Here is a 12,209-nt window from a genome sequence, read left to right as displayed (position 1 = left end):
TGCCTGCTGCTCCCAGGTTACGTGACCTGCGCCACGAATTGGGATTAAGCGTAGCCCGGTCCGGGCGTGGTGTACATCACTTTTCGAAAAAACGGTTTGTGACCGCGGCGGCCAACGCTCTTGACCGCCGGCTCCGCCCGCCCCTACTCTTTTCCACATAACAATAAATCATTTCCAAATTGTGGAACTCTTCCGCGTGCTTCGACTCGGTGCGGAGAAGCGCCCACGCAATGCATGAGGAGGAATCCATGAACTCGGAGGAGACGGACAGTGCCGTTGAATTTCCGGCGCCCGGGGTGGAGCTGTACCTGCCGTTCGCCGCCACGGACTTCGGCGCCACGGACCCAGACTTCTACATTCCGGCCGACTGCGAGCGGAGGGACCGCGGCTTTTCCCGGTGGCTCCGCGCGCTGCCGCTCTTTGGCCGGTAGGCGTTTTTTTGGGCGGTTGGGCGGTTGGGCGGTAGGGCGGCGTTGGCGTGAAGACCCGGAAATAGAGATTTCACATAACGAAAACAGGCTTCCCTCAAATAGGGCGCGCCGCGCGGACATCCCGGTGCTACTGTCGATCTTGCCAACGGCGGGCAGCCCGGGATCCGGGAAGCTATCTACCAGGCGCAACCTTCAAGGCACATGCTGAAGACTGGTCACCGTCGCATACGGCCCTTGCGTACCCGTCACGGTGTACAGGCTTCCGCAGGTAGGGAGTGGCGGCATGACTACAACCGATACGGCCCAGAAGTTCCTGGCGAGATCCATCGAGTTGGCCACGGCCAACGTCCTGAACGGCGGCGGCCCGTTCGGCGCAGTGGTGGTCACTGCGGACGGGCTAGCGTTCGACGGCGTCAACCGCGTCACCGCCACCAACGATCCCACGGCGCACGCCGAGGTCACGGCCATCCGGCAGGCCTGCAGCGAACTTGGCACTTTCGATCTCAGCGGAGCCACGCTCTACTGCAGCTGCGAGCCGTGCCCCATGTGCCTGGCGTCCGCACTGTGGGCGCGGGTGTCACGCGTGATGTTCGCCGCGGACCGGCACGATGCCGCGGCTGCGGGGTTCGATGACGCCGTCTTCTACGAATACTTCGAAAACGACCAGCGCGACACGCTCATGCCGGTGGGCAGGCTGCAACTGACAGACCCGCAAGCGCCCGCGGCATTGGATCCCTTCAAGGCCTGGAACTCGCTTGAGTCCCGGACCGACTACTAGCGCCGGGGACTGCGGCCATGTTGGATCTGCTCCCGCACCTGGGCACATGGCGGCCGGCCGCGTCCGGGCAGCTCTGCGCGGTGGCCACCGTCGTGGGCACTGCCGGATCAGTGCCGAGGCCCGTGGGCACCACCATGCTGGTCTCGGAGACCGGCGAGGTGCTGGGCAGCCTGTCCGGTGGATGCGTTGAAGGGGCCGTTGTGGAAGCGGCCCTGGAGGCAATGCGCGACGGCGGGACGCGCCGAGAGGTCTTCGGATACAGCGCCGAGGACGCGTTTGCCGCCGGGCTGACCTGCGGCGGCAGGCTGGAAATCCACATCGAACCCCTGGGCGCAGGGCCCGGCCGGCTGCGTCTGGACAGCCTGCAGGCCCTGGCCGGGAGGCATCCGGCCGGGGCCGCGCTGATCCGCAGGATGGACGCCGGCGGACGCGGCGCCGTCGTGGTTCCTGACCCGGCGGCCTTCCGGGTACTGCAGTCGGCCGAACTCGCCGCGCTGCTCGGGGCGGGCGGGTCCGCCGGTGCCGGGCGCATGCTGCCGGCCGCGGCAGCCCAGCTGGAACCGCTGCTGAGGGGAGGCCGTACCGGGCTGATCCGGCTCGCGCCCGCGGGGGAGTGCCAGCCGGAACCCGTCAGCCTGCTGGTGGAGAGCCGGCTGCCCGCGGCGCGCCTGCTGATCTTCGGCGCCAATGACTTCGGTGCGGCGCTCGTCCCGGCCGCGAAACTCCTTGGCTTCCACGTCACGGTGTGCGACGCGCGCCCGGCGTTCGCGCAGCAGGACAGGTTCAGCGCCGCGGACGAGGTGGCCACGGCCTGGCCGCACCGGTACCTGGCGGACCAAGTGCTGGCCGGCCGCACCGACGCCCGGACGGCCATCTGCGTGCTCACACACGATCCGAAATTCGATGTCCCGCTCCTGCAGGCCGCGCTCGGCCTGGACGTGGACTATGTCGGCGCCATGGGGTCCAGACGAAGCCACCGCGGGCGGATCGATGCCCTGCGGCAGGCCGGCGTGGCCGACGGCGACCTGGCCCGGCTGCACTCACCCATCGGCCTGGACCTCGGGGCCGTCACGCCGGAAGAGGTCGCGGTCTCCATCACGGCAGAACTCGTGGTCAACAGGAGCAAGGCCGCCGGGCTGGCCCAGGGCAGCGTGTCCCTGAAGGATGCCAGCGGCCCCATTCACCACTACGCCCGCAATCATCACGACAGCAACCATCACGACAGCAGCGCCGGCATGCCGGAACGTCAGGAGGCCCAGTGGACCTGAACACCATCGAGGCCGTGGTCCGCACCGCGGATCCGGCGCAGTGGCGCGAAGGGGACGCCTGGCTCGCGGGGGGCACCGTGCTTTTCTCCTCCGGGAGCCCCGGCGCCGGACAGGAACCGCTCCGGCGCCTCCTGGACCTTGGCTCCACGGACTGGACACCCATAGCGGTGTCGGCGGCCGGCATCGAGCTGGCGGCAACCTGCACCATCGCGCAACTGTATGCATTCCCGGATGAGGATGCCGGCTCGGACGCCGGCCGGGGGCTGGCCGGGAACTGGCCCGGCGTGGAACTCGTCCGCCCCTGCTGCGAGTCCTTTGTGGCCTCCTTCAAGGTCTGGACCATGTCCACGGTGGGCGGCAACCTGTGCACTTCCCTGCCGGCCGGGCCAATGATCTCGCTTTGCGCGGCGCTCGACGCCACGGCCACCATTCTGGGCCCCGGCGGCGCCCGCCGCACGCTCCCGGTGCTGGACTTCGTTACGGGCGACGGGACGAACTGCCTCGCTCCCGGCGAGCTCCTGCGCAGCGTGAGCCTGCCGGCGGCGGCCCTGTCCTCCCGGGTGGCCTTCCGCCGGTTGTCGCTGAGCAACCTGGGCAGGTCAGCGGTGCTGCTGATTGGAAGGCTCGACGTCGGGGGCGCCCTGGTCCTGACCGTCACCGCAGCCACCAAGCGCCCCGTGCAGCTGCGCCTGGAGTCCTCCGCGGCGGCGCTCGCCGGCGCCCTCACTGATGCTCTCTCCGAGGCCTTGGATGCCGCCATCCCCGATGAGCTGTACCACGACGACGTCCACGGCCTGCCCGCCTGGCGCAAGGACATGACATACCGGCTGGCCCATGAAATCCAGGCCGAACTCACCACCCCGGCAGACCGCGACCCGTTACGCATATCCTGTGACTTCTGGCCGCCGCGGGGCGGGACCCTGAACGGTGGACCCCGGACGGAAGGTGCCTGAGCATGAGAATTGAGATCAACGGCATCCCGGCGCAGGCCGAACCCCGCCCCGGCCAGTGCCTGCGCACGTTCCTTCGCGAACAGGGGAACCTGGGCGTGAAGAAGGGCTGCGACGCCGGCGACTGCGGCGCCTGCACGGTGCACGTGGACGGGGTCCCGGTGCACAGCTGCATTTATCCCGCCGTCCGCGCGGAAGGCCGGGCGGTCACCACGGTGGAAGGATTGGCCGCCGCCAGCGCCGCCAGCGCCGCCGGCGGGCCCGGTGACCCCAACAGCACCGCGCTTCATCCGATGCAGCAGCAGTTCCTGGACCGGCAGGGCTTCCAATGCGGCTTTTGCACGGCCGGCATGGTGATGACGGCAGCGACGTTCGATGAGGAGCAGAGGGCGGACCTGCCGCGGAACCTGAAGGGCAACCTGTGCCGGTGCACCGGGTACACGGCCATCGAGGACGCCGTCTGCGGGAGGGGGAGCCGCCCGGACACCTCAGCCCCGGACACCTCTTCTGAGGGGCACGGCCGGCCGGAGCCGCGCCCCGGACAACTGGGCGACGACGCTCCCGCGCCGGCGGGCCTCGCCATCGTCACGGGGCAGGCCCGCTACACCCTCGACGTCCCGGCCGAAGAACTGCCCGGGCTGCTGCACGCGAAACTGCTGCGCTCCCCGCATGCCCACGCCCGGATCCGCTCCATCGACGCAGCAGCCGCGCTAGCGATTCCCGGCGTCGCGGCGGTCTTCACCCATGAGGACTCCCCGGCGCAGCTGTTTTCGACCGCGCAGCACGAGCTCTACACCGACGACCCGGACGACACCCGAGTGTTTGACGACGTCGTGCGGTTCACCGGCCAGCGCGTCGCCGCCGTCGTCGCCGGGACGGTGGCGGCGGCGGAGGCAGGCGTGCGGGCCCTGAAGGTCGACTACGAGGTGCTGGATGCGGTCTTTACCCCGGAGAACGCCATGCTCCCCGGCACCCCCGCCCTCCACGGGGACAAGGACGCAACCACGGCCCGCATCAGCCGGCCGGAGCGGAACGTCGTCGCGGAACTGGATTCCGAGCTCGGCGATATGGCGGCCGGGTTCGCCGCGGCGGACTTCATCCACGAACACACGTACCGGACTCAACGGGTGCAGCACATGGCGCTCGAAACCCATGCCTCCATCGCCTCCATCGGCGGTGACGGGCGCCTGCTGATCCGCACCTCCAGCCAGGTCCCGTTCCTGGTGCGGCGCACCCTGGGCCGGGTGTTCGGCCTGCCGGAAGAGCAGATCCGGGTGGTTGCCGGACGGGTGGGCGGCGGTTTTGGCGGCAAACAAGAGGTGCTCACCGAGGACGTCGTGGCTCTGGCGGCCCTGAAGCTCAACCGCCCCGTGCAGCTTGAATTCACCCGGACCGAACAGTTCACCGCCGCCACCACCAAGCATCCCTTCACCATCCATCTCAAGGCCGGCGCCAGCCGCGACGGGAGGCTGACCGCACTGAAGCTGGAGGTGCTCACCAACACCGGCGCCTATGGCAACCACGCCACCGGGGTCATGTTCCACGGCTGCGGCGAGTCGTTGGCGGTGTACAAATGCGCCAACAAGAAAGTGGACGCCCACGCCGTGTACACCAACACCGTGCCGTCCGGTGCCTTCCGCGGCTACGGGCTCAGCCAGATGATCTTCGCGATCGAATCCGGCATCGACGAGCTCGCGGCAGGGATCGGCATGGACCCCCTGGAGTTCCGCCGCCGGAACATGGTCCGGGAAGGCGACGACATGCTGTCCATCCGCGACGAGCCCCAGGAAGACGTCCGCTACGGCAGCTACGGCCTGGACCAGTGCACGAAGCTGGTGGAGGACGCCCTGGCCCGTGGACGGGAACGCTGGCGTGCGGCCGGCCTCGACAGCCCGGGACCGGACTGGGTGGTCGGGGAGGGGACTGCCCTGTCCATGATCGACACCGTCCCGCCACGCGGCCACTTTGCCCACTCCAGGCTCCGGCTCCTGCCCGACGGGACCTACGCCGCCGACGTCGGGACGGCAGAATTCGGCAACGGCACCACCACCGTCCACGCGCAGCTCGCGGCCACCGCGCTGTCTACCTCTGCCGCCCGCGTCACCCTCCGGCAGTCCGACACCGACCTCGTGGACCACGATTCCGGCGCGTTCGGATCTGCCGGCACCGTGGTGGCCGGCAAAGCGACGCTGGCCGCCGCAGAGGACCTCGCCCTCCGCATCCGCGCCTTCGCCGCCGGCCTCCGCCGCGTGCCGCCCTCCGGCTGCGTCCTGGACATGGACGCCGTGGTCTGCGAGGGAACCCTGGTGCCCCTGACGGAAATTTACGGCGCCGCGGAGCAGGCCGGCGTCGAGCTCGCCGCCGAGGGGCGTTGGGGCGGGACGCCGCGCTCGGTGGCGTTCAATGTCCAGGGCTTCCGGGTGGCGGTGAACACCGGGACGGGGGAGCTGCGGATCCTGCAGAGCGTGCAGGCGGCCGATGCCGGCGTGGTGGTCAACCCGCGCCAGTGCCGCGGCCAGATCGAAGGCGGGATCGCGCAGGCCCTCGGCTCTGCGCTCTACGAGGAGGTCACAGTGGACGACGCCGGCCGCGTCACCACCGACGTCCTGCGGCAGTACCACGTCCCCTCCTTCGCCGACGTGCCGCGCAGCGAGGTGTACTTCGCCGACACCAGCGACAAGCTGGGCCCGCTGGGCGCGAAATCCATGAGCGAGAGCCCGTTCAACCCGGTGGCGCCGGCGCTCGCGAACGCCATCCGGAACGCCACCGGCGTGAGGTTTTCCCAGCTGCCCATCTCCCGGGACAAGATCTACCTGGGCCTGAAAGAGGCAGGGCTGGTTCCCCCGCTTTGAGGCCGCTGACGGCCTATAGTCGGACGATGGAACAACGAATCTTGGGCAAAACCGGACGAAACGTCTCCACCGTCGGGTTGGGGACCTGGCAGCTTGGCGCGGACTGGGGCAACGTGGACCCCGCGCAGGCGCAGGCCATCCTGGCGGCCTCCGTCGAAGCGGGCGTCACGTTCTTCGACACCGCGGACGTCTATGGCGACGGCCGCAGTGAGCAGGCCATCGGCGCCTTCCTGGCCGACAACCCCGGCCTGGACATCACGGTGGCCACCAAGATGGGCCGGCGGGTGGAGCAGCGGCCGGAGAACTACAACCTCTCCAACTTCCGCGAATGGACCGACCGGTCGCGGCGCAACCTGGGCGTCGAGCAGCTGGATCTGGTCCAGCTGCACTGCCCGCCCACCGCCGTGTACAGCAACGACGAGGTCTACGACGCGCTGGACACGCTCGTGGCCGAGGGCGTCATCCGCAACTACGGCGTCAGCGTGGAGCGGACCGAGGAAGCCCTCGAAGCAATGCGCCACGACGGCACCGCCACCGTGCAGATCATCCTCAACGCCTTCCGGCTCAAGCCGCTGGACAAGGTGCTGCCCGCGGCTGAGGCCGCCGGCGTGGGCATCATCGCCCGCGTCCCGCTCGCCTCCGGGCTGCTCTCCGGCAAATACACCGCGGATACGTCCTTTGCGGAGGACGACCACCGGAACTATAACCGCACCGGATCGGCGTTCGACGTCGGAGAAACCTTCTCCGGCGTGGACTTCGGCCAGGGCCTCAAAGCGGTGGCCGAGTTCGAGGAACTGGTGCCCGACGGCGTCAGCACCGCCCAGGCGGCCATCGCCTGGATCGCGGCGCAGGACGGCGTCAGCACGGTGATCCCGGGCGCGCGGAACGTGGACCAGGCGCGCGCCAACGCCGCCGCGGCGGGTGTTAGCGGCATTGACGCAACGTTCGACGTCGGCGTCCGCGAAATCTATGACCGCTACTTCCGCGAAACCATCCACCCGCGCTGGTAGACCCTCCTCAAACCAATGCAGGGTCAGAAACGGCCCATGGCGGCGTGGTTCAGGGCCGTAGCTGACCTCGCGTTGTAGTTGGCGTAGCCGACGTTAGGCCGGCGGGTACCACACCCGCTTCCCCTCAACGCGTGCGAAGGAAGTCAGGGTGTGGGGTTTCGCGGACTTTTCCGTCATGATGTCCAGCACCCCGACATTCCGGACCAGGAGCGCGTCACCGATCAGCGAGCGGTGGCAGCGCCACGGGACGGCTTCCGCGCACATGATTGCGGAATCGTTGGCCCGCCCGCGGTCCAGCAGCTGGTCGATGGCCGCGGAGAATTCTTCGGTCTGCATGTAGTCCGCATATCCCCGAAACGACGCGTTGCGCCAGGCGCCGTTGGGGCTGTCCTTCCGGGCGTGCCGCAGGCCACCGAGGGATTCCATTCGCCGGTAGGTGATTCCGCTGGCCCGCACGCTCGCGGCCAGCGCGTCCCCGTTGAACTGTGGATTGTGGCGCGACTTCGGGACGGTGCGCACGTCGATCAGCTTCTTGACGCCGTGGGCCTGCAGGATGCCGATGAATTCGCCAATGGGATGAGTGGAGTGCCCCACCGTGAAGATGGTCATGTCCGTCATCCCCCCATGCTAAAGCGGCACGCCTGCGCCGCCAGTGTAGCGGCCCGGATATTCTGGAGGACCTACCGGCTGTCAACGAAACGGGTACGGAATGACTTCATCCTCCATCGATGGCTTTGTTGACCGTCTTGCGGCTGTGGAAACAGGGCCGGGGTGCAACAACTTCTTCGATCGCACCGTGCCGGGAAATGCGCAGCGCCGGCGAAACCTGACCATCTACCTGCGTGAGATGCAGGACCGCGACCCAAACGTCCTGCTCGTGGGGGAAGCCCCCGGTTACAGGGGCATGAGGATTACCGGGGTTCCCTTCACGAACCGCACCATGTTCGAGGGCCCCGCCAACGAGTTTGGGCTTTTCGGGCCGGGGAAGGGCTACGTGCTCCCGGCGGATGCTGCGGGGATCGCTGCGGAGCCGACGGCCACGGTGATGTGGCAGGTGCTGGCCGAGCTGGAATTCCTGCCCCTGCTGTGGAGCGCCTGCCCGTGGCACACCCACGTGCCCGGGCGGCCGCTGTCCAACCGCACGCCAAAGGCTTCCGAGGCTGCGCTGGGAACTCCGTTTTGGCAGGCGCTCGCTGAGGCGTTCCGCATCGACACCGTGGTGGCCGTGGGCAACGTGGCCTACCGCAGCCTGCAGCGCAGCGGCATGGACGTGCCGAAAATCAGGCACCCGGCGCACGGCGGCCGGTCCGGGTTCAAGCGTGGACTGCAGGAGTTTTTGGCTCACTCGCGCTAAAACCGGCGCTAGTCGAGGAGGTGCAGCTGGTCGGCAGAGTCGAGGTCCTCGCCGCCGGAGAGGTCACTGCAGTCCACCAGATAAACCAGGTCCGGGTTGGCCCGCAGGAAATGCCGGGCGCCGGCGTCGCCCGTAGAGGATTCCGCGGCTTCGGCGCGAAGTCCGGCATCGAGCAGCAGCGGATGTCCCCGCTGCAGTTTCCCGTCCGCGTCGCGGTAGGCGGCCGCCGTCACCCGGCCTGGCCGGTGCGACGTCAGCAGCCGGGTGACGGTCTCCCTGGTCAGGCCGGGCTGGTCCACCAGCGCAATGAGCACATGGTCCTGCGGGGCCGCCGCGGCGATACCGGCCCGGAACGAGCTGCCCATCCCGCTGGCCCAGTGCGGGTTGTCGATGACCCGGTGCCGGCCGAGGTCGGTGGCGGCGCGGACCCTTGCCGCATCCGCGCCAAGCACCACCACCACCTCCCGGCAGCCGCCCGCGAGCAGCACGTCAGCGAGCACTTCCACCAGCGTGCGGCCATGGAAGGGGAGCAACGCCTTGGGCCCGAGCCCCAGCCGGGTCCCGGCTCCGGCGGCCAGCAGCACCGCCGTCGTGCCGCCGGATCCGGTGCCGTGCGCTCTGCTGTCGCTCATTTGCCCACCATAACGCGCTTCTCAGGCGTCGCCGCCGGTTCCGCCGGTGGTCCCGGCGTTGACGTCCAGGAGCTTGTAGCGGTCTATCGCGTAGGCGGGCGCCCCGCCGTCGACCTCTCCGCGCGAGGCCAGCAGCTGGAGGGTCTTCACTACAATCGAGTGGATGTCGTTCTTGAAGAAACGGCGGGCCGCGGCGCGGGTGTCGGAGAAGCCGAAGCCGTCCGCGCCGAGTGAGGCGAACTGGTGCGGCAGGAACTGCCGGATCTGGTCCGGCACGGCCTTCATGTAGTCGGTGACCGCGACGACCGGCCCGGTGGCACCGGCGAGCTGCTGGGCCACGAACGGGACGCGGGCGGGCTGGCCGGGGTTCAGGAAGGCCTCTTCTTCTGCCGCGAGGCCGTCGCGGCGCAGTTCGGTCCAGGAGGTCACGGACCAGACGTCCGCGGAGACGCCCCAGTCCTCGGCGAGGACCCGCTGGGCTTCGAGGGCCCACGGAACGGACACGCCGGAGGCCAGGATCTGGCTTTTAGGCCCTTCAAAGTCCGACGCCGACACCCGGTAGATGCCTTTCAGGACGCCGTTGACGTCGAGGTTTACGGGTTCGGCCGGCTGGAAGATCGGCTCGTTGTACACCGTGAGGTAGTACATCACGTTCCGCGACGGATCGTTGTCGGCAATTTCTTTCCCGGCTTCGCCGGGCCCATACATCCGCTCCAGGCCGTCACGCATGATGACGCCCATCTCGTAGCCGTATGCCGGGTCGTAGGTGACGACGGCCGGGTTGGTTGCCGCCAGGATCGGGGAGTGGCCGTCGGCGTGCTGCAGGCCTTCGCCGGTCAGCGTGGTGCGGCCGGCGGTGGCGCCGATGATGAACCCGCGGGTCATCTGGTCGGCGGCGGCCCAGAAGGAATCGCCGGTGCGCTGGAAGCCGAACATCGAGTAGAAGACGTAGACCGGGATGAGCGGTTCGCCGTGCGTGGCGTAGGACGTTCCGGCGGCGGTGAAGGCCGCCACCGCCCCGGCTTCATTGATGCCCGGGTGGATCAGCTGGCCCTGGGCCGATTCCTTATAGGCAAGAACGAGCTCCCGGTCCACGGAGAGGTAGCCCTGGCCGTCCGGGTTGTAGATCTTCGCCGTCGGGAAGAACGCGTCCATGCCGAACGTGCGGGATTCGTCCGGCACGATCGGGACAATGCGGTGTCCGAACTTTTTGTCCCGGAGCAGGTCCTTGAGCAGGCGTACAAAGGCCATGGTGGTGGCTGAGCGCTGCTTGCCGGAGCCTCGCCTGGCGATCCCATAGGTTGCGGGATCGGGCAGTTCCACGGGCGCATGGTCCGGCCGCCGCTCGGGGACGAAGCCGCCGAGTTGCTTGCGGCGGTCCATCAGGTACTGGATCTCGGGGGAGTCCATGCCGGGGTGGTAGTACGGCGGCCGGTAGAGGTCCGCTTCGAGCTGGTCGTCCGTGATCGGGATGCGCAGGTGGTCGCGGAAGGCCTTGAGGTCCGCGAGGGTGAGCTTCTTCATCTGGTGGGTCGCGTTGCGGCCCTCGAAGTGGGTGCCCAGGCCGTAGCCCTTGACCGTGTGCGCCAGGATGACCGTGGGCTTGCCCTTGAACTCGGTGGCGGCCTTGTAGGCGGCGTAGACCTTGTTGTAGTCGTGCCCGCCGCGCTTGAGGTTCCAGATCTGGTCGTCGGTCAGGTCCTGGACCATTTCCTTGGTCTGCGGGGTCTTGCCGAAGAAGTGCTCRCGGACGAACGCGCCGGAYTCGGCCTTGTACGTCTGGTAGTCCCCGTCGACGGTCTCGTTCATGATCTTCACGAGCGAGCCGTCCTCGTCCTTGGCCAGCAGGTCATCCCACTCCCGGCCCCAGACGACCTTGATGACGTTCCAGCCGGCACCGCGGAAGAACGCCTCGAGTTCCTGCATGATCTTGCCGTTGCCGCGGACGGGACCGTCGAGGCGCTGGAGGTTGCAGTTGATSACGAAGTTGAGGTTGTCGAGCTTGTCGTTGGCCGCCAGCTGCAGCAGGCCGCGGGACTCGGGCTCGTCCATTTCGCCGTCGCCCAGGAACGCCCAGACCTGCTGGTCCGAGGTGTCCTTGATGCCGCGGTTGTGCAGGTACCGGTTGGACTGGGCCTGGTAGATGGCGTTCATCGGGCCGATGCCCATCGAGACGGTGGGGAATTCCCAGAACTCCGGCATCAGGCGCGGGTGCGGATAGGAGGACAGGGCGTGCCCTTCCTTGGACTTCTCCTGCCGGAACCCGTCCAGGTCCTCCTCGGAGAGCCGGCCTTCCATGAAGGCGCGGGCGTACATGCCGGGGGAGGCGTGGCCCTGGAAGAASACCTGGTCGCCGCCGCCGGGGTGGTCCTTGCCGCGGAAGAAGTGGTTGAAGCCGACCTCGTACAGGGTCGCGGCGCCGGCGTAGGTGGAGATRTGGCCGCCGACGCCGATGTCCGCCCGCTGTGCCCGGTGCACCATCACGGCGGCATTCCAGCGCAGCCAGGCRCGGTATTTGCGTTCGATCTCTTCATCGCCGGGGAATGCCGCTTCCTGGTCGACCGGGATGGTGTTGACGTARTCCGTGGTGGTGACCATCGGAACACCCACGSWCTGCGCGCCGGCCCGCTGGAGCAGGCTTCGCATAATGTACTGGGCACGTTCGGTGCCTTGTTCCTGAATCAGGGTATCCAGGGACTCCAGCCAYTCGGCGGTCTCTTCCGGATCACGATCAGGCAGCTGGTTTGTCAACCCGCTGAGGATATGGGAGGTATCTTCTCCTGCAGCCACGTCCAACCTCTCTTTGAGCGCATCTATCGGCACCCTCAGCTCCGGGCAGGGTGACTGCCTGGCGTGAACGCGACGTGTGCGACATATCGGTTACATCAGCCCGGTCGTATGCGCCGGGCAAGGTCCAATCACGGTACGCCTGCC

The 12,209-nt window shown here is 68.3% G+C and carries 10 protein-coding genes; 7 read left to right on the top strand and 3 right to left on the bottom strand.

Annotated features, from left to right (window positions below):
* Positions 1-248: 248 nt before the first annotated feature.
* The 6 genes from AC1DRO_RS11145 to AC1DRO_RS11120 all read left to right on the top strand — a co-directional run bounded on the left by AC1DRO_RS11145 (position 249) and on the right by AC1DRO_RS11120 (position 7,289).
* The gene (locus AC1DRO_RS11145) at positions 249-431 is read left to right on the top strand and encodes a hypothetical protein (RefSeq protein ID WP_476950843.1); all 183 of its coding nucleotides are present in this window, start codon (positions 249-251) and stop codon (positions 429-431) included.
* 283 nt (positions 432-714) lie between these two features.
* The gene (locus AC1DRO_RS11140) at positions 715-1,209 is read left to right on the top strand and encodes a nucleoside deaminase (RefSeq protein WP_476950842.1); all 495 of its coding nucleotides are present in this window, start codon (positions 715-717) and stop codon (positions 1,207-1,209) included.
* 17 nt (positions 1,210-1,226) lie between these two features.
* Positions 1,227-2,477 (top strand): XdhC family protein, encoded by a 1,251-nt coding sequence (locus tag AC1DRO_RS11135; RefSeq protein ID WP_476950841.1) that lies wholly within the window; start codon positions 1,227-1,229, stop codon positions 2,475-2,477.
* The gene (locus AC1DRO_RS11130) at positions 2,468-3,430 is read left to right on the top strand and encodes an FAD binding domain-containing protein (protein ID WP_476950840.1); all 963 of its coding nucleotides are present in this window, start codon (positions 2,468-2,470) and stop codon (positions 3,428-3,430) included. Before AC1DRO_RS11135 ends, AC1DRO_RS11130 begins: the two co-directional genes overlap by 10 nt.
* Before the next feature lie 2 nt (positions 3,431-3,432).
* Positions 3,433-6,279 carry a molybdopterin-dependent oxidoreductase gene (locus AC1DRO_RS11125; RefSeq protein WP_476950839.1) on the top strand — a complete coding sequence of 949 codons (2,847 nt, stop codon included), beginning with the start codon at positions 3,433-3,435 and terminating at the stop codon, positions 6,277-6,279.
* 26 nt (positions 6,280-6,305) lie between these two features.
* Entirely contained in the window at positions 6,306-7,289 is a 984-nt protein-coding gene (locus AC1DRO_RS11120) for an aldo/keto reductase (RefSeq protein WP_476950838.1), read from the top strand.
* 93 nt (positions 7,290-7,382) lie between these two features.
* Here AC1DRO_RS11120 and AC1DRO_RS11115 read toward each other — a convergent pair whose 3' ends face one another.
* A complete protein-coding gene (locus AC1DRO_RS11115; RefSeq protein ID WP_243180674.1) occupies positions 7,383-7,907 on the bottom strand; it encodes a DUF488 domain-containing protein in 525 nt (174 codons plus the stop codon).
* Between the two features lie 91 nt (positions 7,908-7,998).
* On the opposite strand from AC1DRO_RS11115, the gene AC1DRO_RS11110 reads away from it, so the two are divergent.
* Entirely contained in the window at positions 7,999-8,643 is a 645-nt protein-coding gene (locus AC1DRO_RS11110) for a uracil-DNA glycosylase (protein ID WP_476950837.1), read from the top strand.
* A gap of 8 nt (positions 8,644-8,651) precedes the next feature.
* Here the strand turns inward: AC1DRO_RS11110 and nboR are convergent, their stop codons facing one another.
* Both nboR and aceE read right to left on the bottom strand, forming a co-directional pair.
* Complete coding sequence (gene nboR / locus AC1DRO_RS11105; protein WP_459385709.1) at positions 8,652-9,275, bottom strand: nicotine blue oxidoreductase; 624 nt, start codon at positions 9,273-9,275, stop codon at positions 8,652-8,654.
* Between the two features lie 21 nt (positions 9,276-9,296).
* Entirely contained in the window at positions 9,297-12,065 is a 2,769-nt protein-coding gene (aceE, locus tag AC1DRO_RS11100; protein WP_476950836.1) for a pyruvate dehydrogenase (acetyl-transferring), homodimeric type, read from the bottom strand.
* Positions 12,066-12,209: the final 144 nt, after the last annotated feature.

Source organism: Arthrobacter sp. P4_F11 (assembly GCF_056401395.1).
Note: the sequence above shows the minus strand (reverse complement) of the source record. Positions and strands in the feature narration are given on the sequence as shown.

Coding starts and splice junctions, on each gene's coding strand:
- AC1DRO_RS11145 (WP_476950843.1), top strand. CDS start 249: ATGAACTCGGAGGAGACGGACAGTGCCGTTGAATTTCCGGCGCCCGGG.
- AC1DRO_RS11140 (WP_476950842.1), top strand. CDS start 715: ATGACTACAACCGATACGGCCCAGAAGTTCCTGGCGAGATCCATCGAG.
- AC1DRO_RS11135 (WP_476950841.1), top strand. CDS start 1,227: ATGTTGGATCTGCTCCCGCACCTGGGCACATGGCGGCCGGCCGCGTCC.
- AC1DRO_RS11125 (WP_476950839.1), top strand. CDS start 3,433: ATGAGAATTGAGATCAACGGCATCCCGGCGCAGGCCGAACCCCGCCCC.
- AC1DRO_RS11120 (WP_476950838.1), top strand. CDS start 6,306: ATGGAACAACGAATCTTGGGCAAAACCGGACGAAACGTCTCCACCGTC.
- AC1DRO_RS11115 (WP_243180674.1), bottom strand. CDS start 7,907: ATGACGGACATGACCATCTTCACGGTGGGGCACTCCACTCATCCCATT.
- AC1DRO_RS11110 (WP_476950837.1), top strand. CDS start 7,999: ATGACTTCATCCTCCATCGATGGCTTTGTTGACCGTCTTGCGGCTGTG.
- nboR (WP_459385709.1), bottom strand. CDS start 9,275: ATGAGCGACAGCAGAGCGCACGGCACCGGATCCGGCGGCACGACGGCG.